This is a genomic window from Thalassomonas sp. RHCl1, from assembly GCF_947387555.1.
Lineage (GTDB): Bacteria > Pseudomonadota > Gammaproteobacteria > Enterobacterales > Alteromonadaceae > Thalassomonas.
The window spans coordinates 131,759-151,806 of sequence record NZ_CANDNZ010000005.1; the positions used below are offsets into that span (position 1 = coordinate 131,759).

General features: G+C 45.0%; 17 protein-coding genes. 11 read left to right on the plus strand and 6 right to left on the minus strand.

The window, feature by feature from the left end:
- Positions 1 to 101: 101 nt before the first annotated feature.
- Together QL234_RS15545 and QL234_RS15550 are read right to left on the minus strand one after the other, a co-directional pair.
- Entirely contained in the window at positions 102 to 1,877 is a 1,776-nt protein-coding gene (locus tag QL234_RS15545; protein WP_281558735.1) for a thiamine pyrophosphate-binding protein, read from the minus strand.
- Positions 1,878 to 2,018: 141 nt separating this feature from the next.
- On the minus strand, positions 2,019 to 4,523 hold the full coding sequence (locus QL234_RS15550) for a GGDEF domain-containing response regulator (RefSeq protein ID WP_281558736.1): 2,505 nt from the start codon (positions 4,521 to 4,523) through the stop codon (positions 2,019 to 2,021).
- A gap of 654 nt (positions 4,524 to 5,177) precedes the next feature.
- On the opposite strand from QL234_RS15550, the gene QL234_RS15555 reads away from it, so the two are divergent.
- The 7 genes from QL234_RS15555 to QL234_RS15585 all read left to right on the plus strand — a co-directional run bounded on the left by QL234_RS15555 (position 5,178) and on the right by QL234_RS15585 (position 12,439).
- Positions 5,178 to 6,380, plus strand: coding sequence for a multidrug effflux MFS transporter (locus QL234_RS15555; RefSeq protein ID WP_281558737.1), 1,203 nt, complete (start codon positions 5,178 to 5,180; stop codon positions 6,378 to 6,380).
- Between the two features lie 179 nt (positions 6,381 to 6,559).
- Positions 6,560 to 7,981 (plus strand): pepsin-like aspartic protease, encoded by a 1,422-nt coding sequence (locus tag QL234_RS15560; protein ID WP_281558738.1) that lies wholly within the window; start codon positions 6,560 to 6,562, stop codon positions 7,979 to 7,981.
- A gap of 103 nt (positions 7,982 to 8,084) precedes the next feature.
- Entirely contained in the window at positions 8,085 to 8,669 is a 585-nt protein-coding gene (locus QL234_RS15565; RefSeq protein ID WP_281558739.1) for a GNAT family N-acetyltransferase, read from the plus strand.
- 96 nt (positions 8,670 to 8,765) lie between these two features.
- Positions 8,766 to 9,257, plus strand: coding sequence for a GNAT family N-acetyltransferase (locus tag QL234_RS15570; RefSeq protein ID WP_281558740.1), 492 nt, complete (start codon positions 8,766 to 8,768; stop codon positions 9,255 to 9,257).
- Between the two features lie 294 nt (positions 9,258 to 9,551).
- On the plus strand, positions 9,552 to 10,340 hold the full coding sequence (locus QL234_RS15575) for an SAM-dependent methyltransferase (protein WP_281558741.1): 789 nt from the start codon (positions 9,552 to 9,554) through the stop codon (positions 10,338 to 10,340).
- A gap of 57 nt (positions 10,341 to 10,397) precedes the next feature.
- A complete protein-coding gene (locus QL234_RS15580) occupies positions 10,398 to 10,664 on the plus strand; it encodes a hypothetical protein (RefSeq protein ID WP_281558742.1) in 267 nt (88 codons plus the stop codon).
- Positions 10,665 to 10,798: 134 nt separating this feature from the next.
- Positions 10,799 to 12,439 carry a GGDEF domain-containing protein gene (locus QL234_RS15585; RefSeq protein WP_281558743.1) on the plus strand — a complete coding sequence of 547 codons (1,641 nt, stop codon included), beginning with the start codon at positions 10,799 to 10,801 and terminating at the stop codon, positions 12,437 to 12,439.
- Positions 12,440 to 12,525: 86 nt separating this feature from the next.
- Here QL234_RS15585 and QL234_RS15590 read toward each other — a convergent pair whose 3' ends face one another.
- A complete protein-coding gene (locus tag QL234_RS15590; protein ID WP_281558744.1) occupies positions 12,526 to 13,188 on the minus strand; it encodes a glutathione S-transferase family protein in 663 nt (220 codons plus the stop codon).
- A gap of 152 nt (positions 13,189 to 13,340) precedes the next feature.
- Between QL234_RS15590 and QL234_RS15595 the strand changes: the two genes are divergently transcribed.
- Entirely contained in the window at positions 13,341 to 13,793 is a 453-nt protein-coding gene (locus QL234_RS15595; RefSeq protein WP_281558745.1) for an Lrp/AsnC family transcriptional regulator, read from the plus strand.
- An 85-nt stretch (positions 13,794 to 13,878) separates the two neighbouring features.
- On the opposite strand, the gene QL234_RS15600 is transcribed toward QL234_RS15595, so the two are convergent.
- Complete coding sequence (locus tag QL234_RS15600; protein ID WP_281558746.1) at positions 13,879 to 14,256, minus strand: Mor transcription activator family protein; 378 nt, start codon at positions 14,254 to 14,256, stop codon at positions 13,879 to 13,881.
- A gap of 298 nt (positions 14,257 to 14,554) precedes the next feature.
- On the opposite strand from QL234_RS15600, the gene QL234_RS15605 reads away from it, so the two are divergent.
- Positions 14,555 to 15,187 (plus strand): S24 family peptidase, encoded by a 633-nt coding sequence (locus QL234_RS15605; protein ID WP_281558747.1) that lies wholly within the window; start codon positions 14,555 to 14,557, stop codon positions 15,185 to 15,187.
- An 86-nt stretch (positions 15,188 to 15,273) separates the two neighbouring features.
- Here QL234_RS15605 and QL234_RS15610 read toward each other — a convergent pair whose 3' ends face one another.
- Both QL234_RS15610 and QL234_RS15615 read right to left on the minus strand, forming a co-directional pair.
- A complete protein-coding gene (locus tag QL234_RS15610; protein ID WP_348650719.1) occupies positions 15,274 to 16,812 on the minus strand; it encodes a dipeptidase in 1,539 nt (512 codons plus the stop codon).
- 94 nt (positions 16,813 to 16,906) lie between these two features.
- Complete coding sequence (locus tag QL234_RS15615; protein WP_281558748.1) at positions 16,907 to 17,062, minus strand: hypothetical protein; 156 nt, start codon at positions 17,060 to 17,062, stop codon at positions 16,907 to 16,909.
- Between the two features lie 93 nt (positions 17,063 to 17,155).
- On the opposite strand from QL234_RS15615, the gene QL234_RS15620 reads away from it, so the two are divergent.
- Both QL234_RS15620 and QL234_RS15625 read left to right on the plus strand, forming a co-directional pair.
- Positions 17,156 to 18,094: a LysR substrate-binding domain-containing protein gene (locus tag QL234_RS15620; protein ID WP_281558749.1), complete on the plus strand. Its 939-nt coding sequence runs from the start codon at positions 17,156 to 17,158 to the stop codon at positions 18,092 to 18,094.
- A gap of 208 nt (positions 18,095 to 18,302) precedes the next feature.
- Complete coding sequence (locus QL234_RS15625; RefSeq protein ID WP_281558750.1) at positions 18,303 to 20,018, plus strand: proline--tRNA ligase; 1,716 nt, start codon at positions 18,303 to 18,305, stop codon at positions 20,016 to 20,018.
- Positions 20,019 to 20,048: the final 30 nt, after the last annotated feature.

The following is a 20,048-nucleotide window of genomic DNA, read 5'->3' on the forward strand; positions in this document are numbered from 1 at the left end:
TTTATACCTTAAATACTATCTGTTCAACGTCAAAACGTGCTGTTTTGCGTTGACTATTTCACTGTATAAAGTGATCCGGTATTTCCCCAAAATCAGGAGATTTACGTATAACCTATCGCGCTATTTGATTCTTCTTTTAAACTATTTACCCTGGCCATCATCGGCGGCATTTCATCGGGATCGATACGGATATCGAGTAAGGTCGGTACCTTAGCCGAAAAAATCGCCTCCAAATCTAAATCCATTAACTGCTGTGGCCGTTCGATAATATAACCGTTTGCCCCCTGCGCCTTTGCCAGGGCGGCAAAATCCACTTCATTCAGTTGCCAGCCGATGGATTCCGCCTTACTCAGTTGCTGGCCAAAACGTATCATACCAAAAGCAGCGTCGTTAAGAACAACAAATAATATCGGCAATTGATGTTGCACCGCAACGCCAATTTCATGGGAGCTCATCAGCCAGGCGCCATCGCCGGACAGGCACACATGCGGCTCATCACGGGAAGCCAGGGCCGAGCCTATCACCGCCCCTATCGCCCAGGCCATGCTGCCAAAGCCCATAGAGACCCGGTATAAACCTTCTTTGGCGGTATGGCTGAGATAATGGGTGGCCCAGGCCCAGATATTACCGGTATCGATAAAGACCCGGGTACTTGGCGACAAGGCTTCGGATAAATAAGCCATCAGCCTTTGCGGTTTGATCGGTACCGCATCGGAGAAACATTTTTCAGGTTCGATTAATTTGGTATAACCGCCGAGCACATTTTTCTGTTTATCCAGTTTCAGCCCCTGCCAGGTTCTGTTCCAGCCGTACTCACATACTTTATTGAGTACCCGGTTAAACACTGTGTTTAAGTGGCCGCAGACATGTAATTTTGCCATCGGCGAACGGCTAAAACTTTCCACCGTAGAGTCGACATGAATAAGTTTGTTATTGAGTAATTCTTTACCTAAGCTGCCAATGCCCATTTCGGTAATGGAAGTGCCTATGGCCAGCACCAGTTCAATATTAGGATCTTTGAATAAATCATGCGCCGACTCGTGCCCGGCATAACCATAAACCCCGCGATATAAAGGGTGACGCTCATTGACCCAGCTTTTGCCCATGGGACCGGAAACAAAGGGGGCACTGATGGCTTCCGCCAGTTTTTCTATTTGCTTATACGCCCTTCTGCAGTCATGGCCAATGAATAACACGATATTATCGGCTTCACAGATCTCTTGCACCAGGCGGTCGACGGCATTTTTATCCACCAGGGACGCTCTTTGCATCAGGTAATTCACCTGGACATTGGGATCTTTATGACCATAAGGGCCGCGTAAAATATCGGAAGGGATACTCAGGTGAACCGGCCCTTTAGGAGACTGCACCGACTCCATTAAAGCGGAAATCAATTTGCTTTCCAGTTGCTCGGGATGGGAGATCAAGGCGTTGAATTTGGTACAGTTTCTGAAAATACCCACCGTGTCTATGGCGGTTTCACTGGAGTCCTGCAGCGGCCTTTTACCAAATTTCGGCAAGGCGGTTTGCGCCGTTAACACCAGCATAGGAGACTTGTCTACCGACGCAGAAGCCACCCCGGTGATCAGGTTGGTGGCCCCGGGTCCTGTGGTCGAACAAACCACCCCTAATTTGCCGGTTTCCCGGTAATAACCTTCTGCCATAAAAGCGGCGCCGCATTCATGGCGGGCAATAATGGCTTTGGGGCCGCCCCGGCGCTCAGAACGGGCAAGGGCATTATAAAGCGGCTCTATCGCGCCCCCGGGCACACCGAAAACATATTCAACACCTAACTGGTGCAGATATTCCAGGATTAAATCAGCGTAATCTTCTATATCAGCTTTATATTCAGGATCTTGCGTGCTAAAACTAGTCATGCTCTGTTCCTATTCTTATTCTTTTAAATGAATTAATTGTTGGCATAATCGCCACAATACCTATCAGGGGATTCCCTGGTCATAGGCTGTTCATTAACGCAACAAGAACTTTACTCCTTAACAGTCAGATTAATACCTCGGCTAACACACTTTAACTACCGCGGGGTTTAACTGAGTCCTACTGTCCTCGAGCCCCTTTATATCCATGGGTTTACTAATATGGTATCCCTGAGCGTAATGTACACCTAATTCCGATAACTTCATTAACGTCTGCTCATTTTCCACAAATTCTGCCACGGTTTTCTTATTTAAGGCCTGTGCCGTTTCATGAATGGCTTTTACCAGCGCGGCGTCCGTTGGGTCTTTAAGCATGTCTTTAACAAATGAACCGTCGATCTTAACACTTTCTGCAGGAATTTGCTTTAAATAGGAAAAAGTACTGAAACCTGTCCCGAAATCATCGATGGAAAAACCGCAACCTAGCTCGTTAAGACGGTTTACCATGCGTTGGGTACCGGTGAGGTTTGACAAGCTGGCACTTTCGGTTAATTCGAAAATCACCCTTGAGGGTTCAATCGAATACTGGTTTAACTTCTCTTCAATAAACGCCAGCAACCGATCATCGCCAAATGCCTGTGCCGAGAGGTTGATTGCCACCTTAGTTAAGGCCGGATAGGTTTTCATCAGGTGTAACGCTTTGCCGATCACATGCCGGTCAAGCAGGGTCATATCTTCCGCTTTTTCCAGCGACGGAATAAACTCACCCGGCAATATCACCTTGCCGTCGACCTGTAAGCGCACCAGGGCTTCATAATATTCAATTTCCCGGGTTTTAACATCGATAATCGGCTGAAAATGCAACAGGATATTATCTTCTAACAGCGCTTTTTGTAATTTTTGCGCCCATTCAAAGCTTTGTTTTAATTCATCGGTGACATTATCGTCTTCGGTAAACAGGTGCACCCGGTTACGCCCCTGCTCTTTGGCAGCGAACATGGCTATATCCGCCTGTTGCAGGTAGATTTCGCTGGAGATGGCTTTACCGTCGATCACGGAAATACCGACACTGCAGCTGACCTTATACACCTGGTCGGCAAACTTAAAACTGGAATCGGCGATGGTCTGGCAAATTTCCAGCGCCACTTTTTCGGCATCTTCAACACAGGTATTGGTGAGCAAAATGGCAAATTCATCGCCGCCGATACGGCATAAGGTATCACTGGCGCGGGTGCGCTCCGACAACAAGCGGGCAATTTCTTTGAGTACTAAGTCGCCCTGATGGTGCCCTTGCGAGTCATTGATAATTTTAAAATGGTCCAGATCAAGATAAATCAGCGAGTGATAAATCCCGGTGCGGGTGGCGATGCTGGCAACATTTTTAAGCTCGTTATCAAAGTAATAACGGTTGTGTATTCCGGTCAGGGTATCGTGCAGGGCGACATGCTTTAATCTTTGCTCGGCTTTCTTGCGTACGCTGATATCGTCTATGGTGCCGGAAATACCGACAATTTTACCGCTCTCATCAAAGTAAGGATTTAAGTTGATTTCACACCAGAAATAACCGCCGTCACTTTTGATCAGTTTCACTTCAATTTGATCATGCTGGCGTTTGCCGCACAGCAGCTGGCTGAAAGACTCCTCGATGTTGTGTTTTAACAGGAAACTAGAGTCCTGGATAAAGTCGGTAAAGAGCTTACCGATACTCTCCGACACCATAAAGCCGGTGCACTTATACCAGGCATTATTAAGGAACAAAATTCGCCCCTTGGCGGTCACTTCAATAACGATACTGCTTAAGCTGTCCAGGATGCGGTAATGGGTTTTGGATAAGGAATAATACTTTTGCTGCTCGTTTTTCAGCTCTTGGGTTTTGGCGGCAAACTGTTCGTTGGAAACAATAAAATCTTCGCGTTTGGCGGCAATATCGCACACTTTGCGCAATTGCTCCGCCTTAAAGGGTTTCTGGATATAATCCGCCGCCCCTTTCACTAGCATCAGCTCAGCCAAATCGATAGTGCCGTGGGCGGTCATGGCGATAACCACCTGTTTGGGATTGAGTTCGATAATAACATCGAGTACTTCATCCCCTGACATGCCCGGCATCATGATATCGAGCAAAACGATATCATAGGATTTTTCCCTAAAGGCCTTGATCCCGGAAACGCCGTCGTAGGCAATATCAATATTAAATTTATGCTTGAGCATACGTTGCACGAGATTAGCGGTATCTTCGGTATCCTCAATCACCAGGATATCCAGGGGTTTATTAAAATTCCCCTGATCGGCAACCACCTGGCCGACCACATCTACCACTAAATCCAGTTCTTGATAGGAAATCACCTTGTTGATATCAAACATGCGCGCGGTGGTTTCGGCAATACGCTCACAATGATTTTCCGTAACCAATAAAATCGGCAAGTCTTTGCTTGAAGCTAGAATGCCGGAGCGGATCAAACGTGACAAACGCCAGCCGTCGACATCCCCGATATCGACTTCCGTCAGCACTAAATCCGCCTGGTGGGATCGTAAAAAGTTAACCGCTTCAACACTGTCTGATGCCAGAATAACTTCATGTCCGGCCATTTCAAGTTTACCCGAAGTCCGTTCCCTCACCGACTCATTTTGTAAAATCAACAATATTATCAAGGCATTATCCATATCATAACATACAAATGCCGGCCTGAAATGGCGACCGGCATATAATTTCTCTGAGCCTACTTTTGCTTATTCTCGGATAAAAGTAAATACATAGCGATAAAGATAGCTGGACGGGGAATAAAATATTCAATAAAAAATTGATTAGACTCAAAGGATAAGCACTGTTTTATTCCATACAAAAAAATAGCTTTTAAAATTTGTCCTCAACCAAGTGGCCGTTAACAAGCTTTATCACCGCTTTCAAAGCTTGCCGATAACAACAAAAAGAAAACGGTAATTCAACAAAAAAAGCTCTAATCATTCGATGAAATAAAAACCGTTAATTGTGCCGAAGTCAGCCACTGTACTTTAAGAGCGGCAAAAGAAAGCAACTAGCAAAGCACAAACGCCATCTATGCCTGACTCCGCAAGCAGGAGAAAACTATCGAAAAAATCGTTTTTATTCGCCAATTAATACCAATATAAAAAAGGACTTACTGTGATACACTTAGTAGGCAATTCAAGGGTTATTCCCCTTACCCCCATTTTCGAATGAAAAAAGCTGTCACTGTTGGTTCCTCAGGTAAAAAAAGCCCAAGCCAGGCTTGCATTCAGGAATTACATTTTTGCCAGCGGCCAAAGTCGTACATTCACGAGGTAGTAATGAAGCAAGAAAAACACACGGTAAAAAAAGAGTTTATCGCCCTGATGGCCATACTCATGTCGCTGGTAGCCCTGACCATAGACGCCATGTTACCTGCGCTGAGCCAGATAGGCGAAAGTTTGCAGGTGGCAAACAGCAATGACAACCAACTGATTATTACCAGCGTTTTTCTCGGCATGGCTGTAGGACTGATCTTTTACGGACCTTTATCGGATGCCTACGGCCGTAAAAAAATTATTTATCTGGGGATCGCTATTTTTATCCTGGGCAACCTGTTGTCGATATTCTCAAGTAGTTTCTTTGTTATGCTGGTAGGCCGGGTGCTGCAAGGCTTTGGCGTTGCCTCCTGCCGCGTTGTTTCCCTGGCGATGATACGGGATCAATTTGAAGGTCCGCAAATGGGCAAGGTCATGTCGCTTATTATGATGTTTTTTATTATGGTACCCGCCCTTGCCCCCTCTGTTGGCCAAGGGATCTTATTATTTAGTCAGTGGCGGGCTATCTTTGTGCTGATTTTGCTGTTTGGTATTATCAGTCTTATCTGGCTGCATTTTCGTCAGCAAGAAACCCTGGTGCCCCAAAAGCGCATCCCGCTTTCATTAACTTCTTTAAAGTCCGGGGCCGCTGAAACCTTGAAACACCCGGTATCACGCCGTTATATGTTCGCTTCCGGGATAATCTTCGGTGCTTTTGTCGGTTATTTAAGTACCGCCCAACAAATACTGCAGCACCAATATCAGCTGGGTGATTTATTTTCTCTCTACTTTGGCGCCCTGGCGCTGGCAATAGGTTTATCTTCATTCACCAATTCAAAGCTGGTGATGCGTTTTAACATGGCTAAACTGTGCCACGGGGCTTTAATTGTCCTTACCATTAGCGCCTTGGGGTTTTATTTTTATATCGAGTACCTGGGAGAGCAGCCGACACTGGCGGCATTAATGGTCTATTTAGCCGTCACCTTTTTTAGCATAGGCATTTTATTTGGCAACTTAAATACCCTGGCATTACAACCTTTAGGGCATATAGCCGGGATTGCCACCTCAGTGATCAGCTCGGTACAAACCTTCATTTCTGTACTCATTGGCGGCATCATAGGCCAGCTCTATGGTGCCAGCGTTGTTCCCCTGGTACTGGGATTTTTCTTTTGCAGCTTGACCACCCTGGTATTAATTCACCGGATAAAAAAAGCAGCTGAGATATAAACGGCCTCACCAAAAATAAAAAAGTGCTGACCGGCAGTTAGCCATCGCCGGTCAGCACTGAAAATCAAGTAAGCTCCCCGCTCCCATGGCAGGCAAAGAGAAAGTACTGGCCTGGTTTGACAAGGCCGGGTAATATCGACGCTTAGTTTTTACTCTAATTGGCAACATTCAAATTTAGCATGCACAAAACAGCCATCGACGATCAACTCACCAAGCAGTCACAGACAACAACACCAGAGCTTAAGGGTATGACAAAAGATAACCTCGAAAAAAGCATCCATATTCCCATCTGTAATGTTTATGCCAAAGGCGATTACTGCGCACAACTGCTGATCGGCAGTGAGCAAACCCCGGTCAACCTGATTTTAGATACCGGCAGCAGCACCTTAGTGGTTGAACAGAAAGTCTATCAGCCACAAACAGATCAGGAGCTACAGCCAACCTCTTTTGCCCAGGAAGTTAACTACGGCATTGGCGGCTGGGACGGCCCGGTGGTGACCACCTCAGTTTCCATAGGTAACCAGCAAGACCAGTTGACCTTAAAACAGACGCCCCTGGCCCTGGTTTCCTGTGACCTGCAAAATAAAACCTTTGGCCAAGCCGACGGCATGTTTGGCCTGGCCTATCGCCATCTCAATAAAAGTTATGATCTTAAAGCTTATTTGCAGCAAAATAATATCACCCCGGCGGTCACCTACCCTTGGCCCTTTAGCCATGACGAGAAAGCACACCAACAAGCCAATCACCATAACATCAACATAGCCGCGGCCAAGGCCAGCAGCCTAAACCAGCAGCCGGACGAGATAAACAGCGACGATTTAAGACAATTTAACCGGTTTTTGTGGCAATCGCCGAAGAAAAATATCATCCCCTATTTCACTTCTCTGGAAGAGCATGACTTAATCGCCAACAAGTTTGCTTTTTACAGTAAACGCTCCAGTATTTATGTCGCCGATGATAACGCCACTACAGCCGAACTGGCACAGCATCCTCTAAACCAGGGAGCACTTATTCTTGGCGGCGGCGAAGAACAGACCCAGCTTTACCGGGGGGAATTTAAAACCTTAAAGGTTGAACATGATATTTATTACAATGTCAGCCTGAGCTCGCTGCAGGTAGGCGATCAACCTGTTATTCCAGCACCTGAGCTGGCCGATAAACACCAAAAAAGCTATTTTACCAATGCCATCATAGATACCGGCGCATCCTTGGTAGTACTCACCAGCGGGATGTACCAGCAAATGCTCAGGGACTTTGCCGCCATATCCGCAGATTTTACCGCCTTACTTACTCCCTTTGCGGAAATATCAGCCCAGGAAACCGGTATCGACAGCTCGCTGCTAGACATGAATAAATGGCCGGATCTCACCTTTAATTTCACCGGCTCAGATAATAAGACCGTCAGTTTGGTGTGCAAACCCGAAACCTACTGGCAAACCAACAGTCCAAAAGCCGATAAAGCCTGCTTTAAAATACTGACCCAACTGCCAAACTGGCCGAATCAAAGCATTCTCGGCCTGCCTTTGATCAATAATTATTATTTGATTTTCGACCGGACGGTTAACTGTACCGGGGTGATCAAGTTTGCAACCTCCTGCTAATCGATAGCAGAAAGGAAATTAAACAAAAAGTGAATTCATCAGCAAAAATTCAAGCCAAAGAGACTAAAATTAAGCCATCCTCAAAATATCAGGGAAGAGATACATGGCCGGAGAAATTTTAGTCACCGATAATCAGCAGGCTTGTTTTGGCAGCAAGCATCTATTTTTCCGCCCGCTGGCAAAGCAGGATAAAGCCCTGTACTTTTCTCTTTATACCAATAAACAGGTCATGCGGCATATCGGCCCGCCTTTAAGCCACAAACAAACACAACAGCTTTTTAGTTTTACCCTTAACAACACCAGCAGCTATGGCGATCAGCGTTTCAGTTGGACGGTTGTCGAACGCCAAAGCCAAAAAACCATAGGTATGGTGGCTTTTACCTGGGATTTAACGCAAAGTGATGCTGCTAGCATCGGTATCATGCTTTATTGTGACAGCCAGGGAAAGGGTTATGGACTGGAAGCTCAAGGAGCCCTGAGTGAATACGGCTTTTCACGTTTGGCCCTAAACAGAATTTATACTCAGTTTGCGACAACTAACCTCGTGAACGAACACATCTATCACAAATTAGGCTTCATCATTTCTGATGAAAAAGAAGCTAGAAGTAGCAGTAACCCTTTGCCAACAAAATCCTGCTATCTTGATAAAAAGGGGTGGCAGCATAGCTTTATGGAAAGTTGTCCTTGATAAATTGCTTTTAATAAAACCTTCAGGTATAAAAAATAAAAGCCTCATCACGATTTGTCCTCAAAAGACAGGCCGCTGTTAATATTAAAAGACAACATGCATAGTTTCACTACCGAAAGATTATTCATCCGTGCGCTGGAAAAACAAGATCAAGCCTTATATTGTCATTTATATACCGACGCCAAAGTCATGCGCCATATTTGTCAGCCTTTAAGCCAAGAACAAGCGATGAAGGCTTTTCACACAACCCTTAATAAGCAAACGAGTAACACGAATCATCAATTTAGTTGGGCTATTACCTCTAAAGAAACGAATCAGGCCATCGGTATTGTCGGCTTTCAGTCACAAGAAAAAGAACACGCCATTTTAGGACTGCTGATAGTAGAGAATTCTCAAGGAAGGGGCTATGCACCTGAAGTATTTAAAGAACTCATTAACGTATGTCACAACACTTTTGGTTTTAAAAAATTCACTTCACAAGTTCAAAAAGATAATATTAATAGCATCAAATTTTTAAAACTAATCGGCTTTCGGTCTGAACAATTAGCACATACCAAAGATATAGATACTTATGTATTTAATATCTGAAGTGATAGAAAAAGTTCTGCCCGTCAGTTTACTATAGAAATAAGCCTTCATTTTTCATCGCAGAATGAATAACATAACACCATGATTTCAATAGAAACAAAGTATTCACCAAGATGTTTTTAAATTACCAACTAACACCTGTGGTAGATTTATTAATCATAAAGTGAGATCGCTTTATTTTTTTAAGAGATCTTCGTTTGTTAGAGTTTTCAAACAATTTAATAGCTGTTATCGTAGTTTCAATCAACTTGTTCCGCCCACGAGATATAAAAATTAAAAAAGGTATTATGGTAAATGTCAGGTAATTTAGTATGTGTTGGCATTGGCATGACCTTAGGGGCCCATATTTGTCCAATTGCTAAAAGTTACATTCAGGAAGCTGATGTGGTTTTTTCGGGTGTTTCTAACGGTATTGTCGAATTATGGATCAAAGAAATGCATAACGATGTACGTAGTTTGCAGCAATATTACAGTGAAGGAAAACCAAGAACCATTACCTATAAGGAAATGGTCGACGCCATGTTAAGTGAAGTCCGTGCAGGAAAAAAAGTCGTTGGTGCTTTTTACGGCCACCCCGGTGTCTTTGCTCATGCTCCCCATAAGTCAATCGAATTAGCCAAAGCCGAAGGCTTTGAAGCTAAAATGATCCCGGGCATATCCGCCGAAGACTGCCTTTTTGCCGATCTGGGTATTGACCCCGGTAAATATGGCTGCGCCCAATATGAAGCCAGCCAATTGATGTTTTACCAGCGAACAATTGATACCTGTGCTTATCTAATCCTCTGGCAAGTAGGCATTGCAGGCGACCAATCATTAGGAAAGTTCTCCACGACTAAAGCTTACCGCCAAGTTTTGATCGATCTGCTTGCTAAAGATTACCCTATGGAGCATCAGGTAATTTTATATGAAGCAGCGGTACTACCTATTGAAAATACCCGTATTGAAAAAATTTCTCTGGCAGACTTTCTCAATGCCGAACTATCACAGCACACAACTATGGTAATACCACCTGCAAAAAAGATGCAATCTAACGATGCTATTTTAAAGCGTTTAGCTGAACTGGACTCGACGATAACAGAGTAAAGCAACTAATACCTTTTCAATAGCATTATTTAACCCTAGACAACTCGAGGAATTAACATGTCTAACATTATTCAACTTTTAGAAAAAATGGGACAGGAAGCTAATTTACAAGATAAGGACAAATTAGAGCAGGCAATTCAAACAGCCGAATTAGAGCATTCATTAAAAGAGTCCTTATTGAATAAAGATAAATTGACACTGGAACGCCAGCTCGATATTTGCCCTGACATTGTCGCATTTTTATTCCCAGCTGAAGATGACCAGCCGCAGCAAGAAGATGATGAAGAGCAGAAAGAAGAAATTCGTTCTGTTATTAACGGCTAAGAGATAACTGCAATTTAATGAAAGCGATAACTAACATGAAATGTATGTCTTTCGGTTTATTATTGCTTTTGAGCACTATTATAACGGTGAAAGCTGAAAATAGTGCTCATCTATCAAAAACCTTAGCAGAAAAATTGAAATACGCGGATCAAATAAGAAGCAGTGACCCGGAATTATCAAATACCTTACTACTTGAGCTGCAAAAGCAAAAAGAGCAACTGACCTTAGAGCAACAATTTTATCTAAAATATTTATTAGCCTATCAACTGACTTTTCAGGGCAACCCTGGCGAAGGGCTAAAACTGTTTAAAGAGCTGACCGAGTCCAAGGCCAGTAAATCACTAAAATTTCGAGCCAGCATTACCATAATTAACACTCTGGCAAATACCCAAAAGTGGAATGAAGGTTTAACCTACTTATCAAAGGCATTGGAACTTCTGCCTTCTATAGAAAACAAAGAAATAATGCAAACAGGTCTAATGGTTGCGGCTAACTTTTATAACCAGCTGGGACAATATGATCTGGGGTATAAATATGCAGAGAAACTAAGCCTTTTACCTATAAATGACCGCAACCTGTGTCTGAGCAAGGGCGTGATTATAGAAGCTAAAATTAATCTCGAACTCTTAACAGAAAACAGCAGTGAAATTAAACAAGGCATTGAAATTTGCGACAAAGTTGGTGAAAGCTTAATGAGTAGCTTCATCCGCTCATTTCTCATTCGTTTGCATATCAGCAACCAACAAGCAGATAAAGCTTTAAATATTTTATTGCCTAACCTTAAGGTTGCTGAAAACAGTCATTACCCTCGCTTAATCATTATTTTTTACTCATCTATAGCAAAAGCATACAGCCTAAAACAAAACTATATAGAAAGTGAAAAATATGCACTTAAAACCATTGCCCGGGCAGAGCTTTTAGGGGCATCACAACCTGTAGTCCAAGCATATGAAATACTGTATCAAATTGCAGAGCAGCGAAAAGACTTTAAATTAGCACTTGAATATCATGTTAAATACACCAAGGCTAACAAAACCTATTTGGATAATATCAAAACCAAGCATCTCGCCTATCAGTTAGCAGAGCATCAGGCTATTGAACAGGAAACCCGCATTCAATTATTGGATGAACAAAACAAACTCTTACGGGTGGAGCAAGACCTTGCACAAGCAGAAGCAGAAAACAATAAACTTTTTATTTCACTGCTGATCGCCTTATCCACCCTGTTGATATTTTGGGCCTATAAAAGCCGGTTAACGCAAAAACGCTTAAGGCAAATGGCAGAATATGATGCCCTGACCGGTATTTATAACCGCGGCCACTTTACCCAGCTGGCATTAAGCTCGCTGGAATATTGCCAAAACAGTAACCTGCCGTTAAGTTGTATCTTGTTTGATTTGGATAAATTTAAAAACATTAACGACAGCTACGGCCATACCTGCGGCGATTGGGTACTGAAAAAAACCGCCGATGTCTGTCGTAATATCGGACGGAAAAATGATATTTTTGTCCGTCTTGGCGGGGAAGAATTTTGTATCTTGTTACCCGGCTGTGATCTGCCAACCGCAAAAGAGTTTGCCGAACTTTGCCGCCGGGAAATTGCTGCAATAGATTGCACAGAATCCGGTGCTAACTTTAATGTTACCGCAAGTTTTGGTATCACAACGGCCCAGCTTTCCGGTTTTGATCTCGATAAAATTATCGCCGACGCCGACCAGGCCATGTATTTATCCAAAAATAACGGCCGCAACCAAGTCACGCTGTTTACCCCCTAATTTTTCAGGGACACCAGCCTTAAGCACTTGCCAATATCAGCAGATACCCGGACTCAACTCATCCCTGAAAAGGGGGATAGCGGGTATTAACTGCTGAAATAACCTTCACAATAAATAGGCTCTAACGCATAAGCTTGTGTTAACCATTCTTGTACATAGGGCCGCTTAAGGAGACGCTCTACCCACTGGGCAACTAATGGATAATCTTCCCCCACCCTATGATGAGCGGTTAACCTCAATACCGAAGGCACTAAAGCAATATCCGCTAACGAATACTCTCCCAGCAAATATGCTCCCCCTGTGGATTCCAGGTGCTGTTGCCAGATACCATAAATCCATTCGGCGCTGCTAATTTCATCGGCGCTCAGTTGCTTTTTTTCTTTATAAAAGGCACTTTCAAATGACAAACAGGGACATAGCTTGCCTAAAGTGGAATGTTGCCAGGCCACCAGCGCACGCGCCCGGGCCCTGAGTTTAATATCCTGCGGCAATAAAGAGCCGTCCCCAAGCTCATTGGCATACTCCATAATAGCGGAAGAATCGAAAATCACGGTTTCATCATCCACCAATACCGGCACCGCTGCCGGCGGGGAAAAGGAGCCGATCTCGGCCAGGTTTTGCCAGCGCTGGGGCCGCCTGATATCTATCATCACTTCTTCAAAGTCGATATTTTGTTCTCGAAGGGCAAGCCAGGCGCGAAACGCCCAGCTAGATGCATTGCGATTGCCACTATAGAGTATTCTGCTCATTTTTGTTCCTTTTAATTACCTTAGCGAATGCCGCCAGGTTTATATTTCTGCTTATTATCTTACCGACACAGAATTAGCCATGCGCCGCAAAACCAGCGTTTAAAAGTATGTTAAACTGCAATTTTTGACTTAAATCGCATAATTTATTCACCATGGATAATTTTGATAAAAAAATTCTCGAATCTTTACAGCAAAACAATCGCCTCTCCAGCCTGGAGCTGGGAGAAAAAATAGGCTTATCGGCTACTGCCTGCCAGCGCAGATTAAAGAAATTGCGCCAAAGTGACGTGATCCGTAAAGAAGTTGCGGTATTAAATCCGGTAACATTTGCTAACTATGTCACGGTTATAGTCGAAGTGATGATGAAACAAGGAGGTATGGAGAGTATCGAAAACTTCAAGCAACGCATGTTGGCGCATCAAAATATTCAGCAGTGTTATTATCTTGCCGGCAATATTGATTTTATTGTCGTGATCACCGCCCCCAACATGGCAGCCTACGAGCAGTTAACCAAGCCCCTGTTTTTATGCGATAAAAACATACTAAAATTCCATTCAAATGTGGTAATGGACAATGTCAAAGCAGGTTTAAACATCCCTGTTTAAATGAAATTATCAGCTGCAAGCTCCCGGTTTGATAGATATGGTACAGCCGGCAAAGTGAAACCCGGGGTAAGCCCCTCGGTAGCAATTATGCCTGTATGCCCCTTTGCTTTAAAATACGTCTGATATTAGGGATCCCGGTTTTAAATTTTTGTGCCAGCTCCGGCAAAGTTTTCCCCTGGTCATTCTCTTCACAGATACTGATATTTCGGTATTTGGTCAACAGGGATTTCGGCACCCAGATATCGCCGCAACCAAAATGCTCCACCAGTTTCATGGCGGCAGTTAAACCAACGGCATTTATTATCGCCTTACTCGGCGCTCTGGCCGGTATATAAAGATAACTGGCACTAAAAACCCGCTCAAGCGCTAATGTAGCATTAACACCGATCACATCAATCAGCTCCTGTTCACATACACGGCTGCTTTTTTTGCTGTTATTACTTTGGGGATTATTTGCTGTCATGGTATTTCCTTATGTTACTACGGTTTTAAATGGCAACAGCGTTTGTTTAGGCAGATAAATTAACTTCTCTTCACCCTAGCAAAGGGGAATTCGCTAACAGTCAACAAATCTAAACCACCATTCAAGTCTGCTAAACCAATAATTACGTATTTTATTGCCGAATTATTGGCTTCAATAGACAAACTGCTGTTTATAATTTTTTTTGTTTAGTTTAGAATGGCAGAAAGTTTAGCGAGATAAACTTACATTGTCCAGCACAAAAGTTTAGAAAACAAAACAAAGTTTAGAGTTGAGAACTATGAGCATAGCATCACGTATAAAAGCAAGAATGGATGAGAAAAAGTTACGCGCCGTGGATCTGGTGAAATTAACCGGGGTTTCCAAAGGCACGGTGAGCCAATGGTTAAACGATATCGCCAAACCCAGAGGAGAAAACCTGCTAAAGCTGGCAGATGCCCTGGCCTGCAAGGTTGACTGGTTATTGCTCGGCAAAGGTATTAAGGATGTCGATTTGGCCCCCAATGTTGAGCCCGGGCCGGAAATTAAAGGCCATTACCCCCTGATCAGTTGGGTACAGGCCGGTGCCTGGTCGGCTATTTATGAAATAGATGTACTGGAGGCGGAAAGTTTTCCCTGCCCGGTTAAATGCAGCAGCCAAACTTTTGTGCTCAGCGTTCAGGGGATCAGCATGGAGCCTGTCTTTCGCGAAGGGGATCTGATCTTCGTCGACCCCCTGGCAGAGTCCCACCACGGCTCCTATATCGTCGCCAGGTTAGAAGATCAAAATGAAGCCACTTTTAAGCAGCTGATTATCGAGCAAGGGAAAAAATATCTCAAACCGGCCAATCCCAACTGGCCGGAGCAAATTATTCCCATCACCAGCGACTGCTCTATCGTCGGTACCGTGGTCTTTGCCGGCAAGATATTTTAAAAGCCCAAATAAAAGATTCACAAGAAAAAGCCGGTAATCCCTTTCGGGGTTACCGGCTTCTTCACACCTTAACGCGAAACAAGTCATTATTTCGCTAGTTCAATCATCACCGCGGTATACATTTTCAGGTTGAGTTTAAACTGCGCTTCGCTGATAAACTCATGCTCAGAGTGTCCGCTATAAACTTTTCCCGGCATTGACGGGCCGAAACTGACGGCATTGGGAAAAAGTTTAGAGTTGGTAGAACCTCCGATAGCAATAGGCTGCGGATTTTTCATCCCGGTATAATGGGAGAATATCGACAGCAGGGTCTTGGCATGAGGCGCATCTTTTTGCACAAAAGGCTCGCTTATACTGGTACTTATATTTAACAGCGCCACTTTATTTGCCTGCTGCCAGTTATCCAGTGCAGCCCGGATCTCCTGCTCAAGTTGTCCGGTTGATTTACCCTGCGGCCGGCGCAGGTTAATATTTAACGCTATGCCGTCACCTGCTTGTTTAAGTACCGTAGGCTGCACTGTCATCGGTCCCATAAAATCGTCCCGATAGGCAATATCGCCAAACTTTTTCCCGTATAAGCCAGTGCCCAGATAGTCATTTACAAAATTCACCAAAGCGCCGCTGGCATTATTGGGCCAGCGAATATCCGCTAATAATGCAGACAAATGGGTAATGGCATTTACACCGAATTCCGGTTTTGAGGAATGAGCCGAGGTCCCCGAGGCCTTAATGGTTAATTGCCGGCCCTTTGAGGAGAAAGCAAACTCCAGGGTTTTATAATCGAGTGCTTTTGCTTTTAACCGGTTGACGAGCCCCGCACTGGCATTTTCTATCACAACAGCGGCATCCTCGGGGATCTGGCTGCCAAAAAAACCACCGCTGAAGTGGCTTAAATAAGGCAAGTTACAGGTAACTTTTTTATCGGGGAAGGTCATTTCAATGCTGCCGTAACCTTTCTCTGCCGTCACAATCGGATATTCAGAGTCCAGGGTGATATTCACGCCGGGCAATTCATGACCCTTGATGAAGTCTTCCAGCGGCGCCCAGTCAGACTCCTCTGCCATATAAACATATAACTCAATACGCTTATTCAGGGAAATGCCGGCATCCTTGATAGCTTTCATGGCGTACAGGGCCGATGAAATAGGCCCTTTATCATCTTCCGTTCCCCGGCCTATGATATTCCCCGGCTCAGAGGTCATATCCAGCTCAAACGGCGACTTAGCCCATTTTATCGGATCCGCCGGTTGCACATCGCCATGAGTCACGATACCAAAGCGTTCATGCCCTTTGCCTAAACCAATCACGACCACAGCGCCATGATCGGTATAATCCAGCCCCAGCAGTTTTGCCTGCCGCGCCAGCTCTGCTTTAAAAGCCTTATGGACCGGGTTATCAAACACCGAGATCCCTTCACGGGCAACGGTATTAAACTTAACCAGCTCTCCCAGACTGTTCACCATATCATCGTAATAGTTCTCTACCGCGTAGCGGGCAGTTTTATCGGCTAAAGCACTGATCGTATTTGCCTGTACAGAAGGCGTTAAACTTAAAGCACAGCCGAGCAACCAGGCGCCGGTGGAAAACAGTTTTATTTTTTTATTTAGCATATTCAATTTTTTCAACGAACCTTCTCCAAACATCTCATCACTCCAAGTGGCGATTTTTCTGCCCGATACGCTTATTCACCTTGCCCGGGCAATCTTTTTTGCTCACCGGCTATTTATGCAAGCCAACACAGCATAAGCCTAACTTATTAGCAACTTTAGCAAGCCAGCGCTGGTAATCATGACTTTTATGACTGGCATTATCAGGGCAAACCTTGCCAAGCTCAACAGAGCACAAACAGTTATCACTTGATTTATTTACTTTCATCCGGGTATCCTCATTGCGAAAACATAGCCAGTTTACGAAAGGTTTCTTTGACAAACCAACAATAGATCTAAACAGATAATATAAGTACAACTTATGGATAAAAGATTAAAGCATTTAAGTGTCTTACGTGGTTTTGAGAGTGCCGCACGCCATAACAGCTACAGTAAGGCCGCAGAAGAGCTATTCATTTCCCAGGCTGCCGTCAGTCAGCAAATGCGCCAGCTGGAACAATCCCTCGGCGTGAAATTATTTATGCGCCAAAAAAGGGAAATGCAATTAACCCCAAGCGGCGAAACCTTGTATCAGGCCACCAATCAAGCTTTCAGGCTGCTGACCCAGGCATTGAACAATATACAAGGTGAAGAAGTCGCCGGCAGTTTAACCATAACCTCAACCCAGTCTTTTGCTTCCCTTTGGCTTATGCCCAGGTTGTACCGGTTTTCCATTAAACACCCGGAAATAAGCATTAAAATCGCCGGCTCCAATCATATTGAAGACCTGCAGCACAGCCATATCGACCTGGCGATACGTTTTGGCAGCGGGGCAAGGCAACAGACCAAACCCGGCCTGTATTGTGAAGCCTTCGGACAAGAAGAAGTCTACCCTGTCTGTACTCCAGCCCTGGCCGCTGAAATGGCGCTGAAAAAACCTCAGGATATCTTAAAATGCTGGCTGGTCAACTTACGTTATGCCAAACTCAGCAACTGGCCGGCCTGGTTCGAGGAAGCCGGCATTAAAAACTACCAGCAACATAAGCTGTGGACAGAAGTGACTTCCACCGACTTAGCGCTAAGTGCTGTGCTCAGCGGCCATGGTATTACCTTATCCAGCAAATCTCTATTTACCCAATATGTCAATACCGGACAATTGGTTATACCTTTTGACATCAAACACCCGATCACAGTACCCAGATACCTGGTATTTGACGAAAATTCCGCTAAAAAGCAACGCCTGGCTGTTTTTATCAACTGGCTTAAAGAAGAAATGCACGCTTATGAAAACAGCACACAGCCAGCGCCAGACTCTTTATAACCATCAAGTTGCTATCATCGCAGCCCGTGCTACTTAACAGGCTGCGACCACAAAAAACAGGACGTTTTTGTCAAAGATAAATAATCATGGGCAAAAATTGCCGATTTTATCACTAAAAGCCAACATTTAGCGCTTTTGCCAAAGCAAGCGCCCTGATAGAATAGGGCCAATTTTTTACAGCCACGCTTTTTACGGAACACTTTACTCAATGCGTACCAGTCAATATTTACTCGCTACTTTAAAAGAAACCCCGGCTAATGCCGAGGTGATCAGTCATCAATTAATGTTACGTGCCGGATTAGTACGCAACCTGGCCTCGGGCTTATATACCTGGTTGCCGACAGGCTTGAAAGTACTGAGAAAAGTGGAAAAAATCGTCCGTGAAGAAATGGAGCGCGCCGGCGCCATTGAAGCCCTGATGCCAGTGGTACAGCCTGCCGATTTATGGGAAGAGTCCGGCCGCTGGGACGAATACGGCCCGGAACTGCTGCGCATTAATGACCGCCACCAGCGCCCTTTTGTCTTGGGACCAACCCACGAAGAAGTGATCACTAAACTGGTCAGCAATGAAATCAGCAGCTACAAACAGCTGCCGCTGAATATCTTCCAGGTGCAAACCAAGTTCCGCGATGAAATACGTCCGCGTTTCGGGGTCATGCGTGGCCGTGAATTTTTAATGAAAGATGCCTACTCTTTCCATTTAGAGCAGGAATGCCTGGAGCAAACCTATCAGAAAATGTTTGATGCCTATTGCCGCATCTTCGAACGTTTAGGCCTGGACTACCGTCCGGTGATCGCCGACACCGGCTCTATCGGCGGTGATGCTTCCCATGAATTCCATGTATTGGCCGAGTCAGGTGAAGACGATATCGCCTTTAGCGACAGCAGCGACTTTGCTGCCAATATCGAAAAAGCAGAAGCCCTTGCGCCGGCAGGACCAAGAGGAGAAGCCACGCAAGACTTAACCAAAGTGGCCACCCCCGGGGTCAAATCCATCGAAGAAGTGGCAGCTTTTTTAAAGGTTGACGCTCAAGCGACGGTAAAAACCCTGATGGTGTTGGCACCGGAAGATGAAAACGGTCAGCAGGCAGTTGTCGCCCTGGTACTTAGGGGCGATCACCAGCTAAATGAAATCAAAGCGGAAAAACTTGAACAGGTCGCCGCACCGCTAACTTTTGCCAGCGAAGAGCAAATCCAGGCGGCAATCAACTGTGCTACCGGTTCTATCGGACCGGTGAACCTGCCACTGCAAGTCATTGTTGATCGCAGCGCGGCACATCTGAGCGACTTTGTCTGTGGCGCCAACGAAGACGGTTACCATTTTACCGGGGCAAACTGGGATCGTGACGCCAAAGATTACCGTGTTGAAGATATCCGTAACGTGGTCGAGGGCGACCCGAGTCCGTGCGGCCAGGGTAATATCATCATCAAGCGCGGTATTGAGGTCGGTCATATCTTCCAGTTAGGGAAAAAATATGCCGATGCCATGAACTGCGGCGTATTGACGGAATCCGGCAAACACCAGACCCTGACCATGGGCTGTTACGGCATAGGTGTCTCACGCATCGTGGCGGCGGCAATCGAGCAAAACCATGATAAATACGGCATCAAGTGGCCTGCAGCGATTGCCCCTTTCCAGGCGGCAATCGTACCTATGAATATGGCCAAGTCCGCCCGGGTAAAAGAAACCGCAGAAGCCTTATACCAGGAGTTACAGCAGGCAGGCATTGAGGTATTATTCGATGACCGCAAAGAGCGTCCGGGTGTGATGTTTGCCGATCATGAATTAATCGGCACGCCGTTATTGTTAGTTATCGGTGAACGTAACCTGGATAACCAGCAAATCGAAGTGAAAAACCGAATCACTGGCGAGAAATCCCTGCTCGCCATTAATGAGGTTTTATCATTATTTAACCCGCAATAAAGGTTAACAAACACCGGGGCCCTGCCCCGG

Excerpts from the sequence above, each read along its gene's own strand:
- QL234_RS15545 (WP_281558735.1), bottom strand. The coding sequence starts at position 1,877 with ATGACTAGTTTTAGCACGCAAGATCCTGAATATAAAGCTGATATAGAA.
- QL234_RS15555 (WP_281558737.1), top strand. The coding sequence starts at position 5,178 with ATGAAGCAAGAAAAACACACGGTAAAAAAAGAGTTTATCGCCCTGATG.
- QL234_RS15560 (WP_281558738.1), top strand. The coding sequence starts at position 6,560 with ATGCACAAAACAGCCATCGACGATCAACTCACCAAGCAGTCACAGACA.
- QL234_RS15565 (WP_281558739.1), top strand. The coding sequence starts at position 8,085 with ATGGCCGGAGAAATTTTAGTCACCGATAATCAGCAGGCTTGTTTTGGC.
- QL234_RS15570 (WP_281558740.1), top strand. The coding sequence starts at position 8,766 with ATGCATAGTTTCACTACCGAAAGATTATTCATCCGTGCGCTGGAAAAA.
- QL234_RS15575 (WP_281558741.1), top strand. The coding sequence starts at position 9,552 with ATGTCAGGTAATTTAGTATGTGTTGGCATTGGCATGACCTTAGGGGCC.
- QL234_RS15580 (WP_281558742.1), top strand. The coding sequence starts at position 10,398 with ATGTCTAACATTATTCAACTTTTAGAAAAAATGGGACAGGAAGCTAAT.
- QL234_RS15590 (WP_281558744.1), bottom strand. The coding sequence starts at position 13,188 with ATGAGCAGAATACTCTATAGTGGCAATCGCAATGCATCTAGCTGGGCG.
- QL234_RS15595 (WP_281558745.1), top strand. The coding sequence starts at position 13,341 with ATGGATAATTTTGATAAAAAAATTCTCGAATCTTTACAGCAAAACAAT.
- QL234_RS15600 (WP_281558746.1), bottom strand. The coding sequence starts at position 14,256 with ATGACAGCAAATAATCCCCAAAGTAATAACAGCAAAAAAAGCAGCCGT.
- QL234_RS15605 (WP_281558747.1), top strand. The coding sequence starts at position 14,555 with ATGAGCATAGCATCACGTATAAAAGCAAGAATGGATGAGAAAAAGTTA.
- QL234_RS15615 (WP_281558748.1), bottom strand. The coding sequence starts at position 17,062 with ATGAAAGTAAATAAATCAAGTGATAACTGTTTGTGCTCTGTTGAGCTT.
- QL234_RS15620 (WP_281558749.1), top strand. The coding sequence starts at position 17,156 with ATGGATAAAAGATTAAAGCATTTAAGTGTCTTACGTGGTTTTGAGAGT.
- QL234_RS15625 (WP_281558750.1), top strand. The coding sequence starts at position 18,303 with ATGCGTACCAGTCAATATTTACTCGCTACTTTAAAAGAAACCCCGGCT.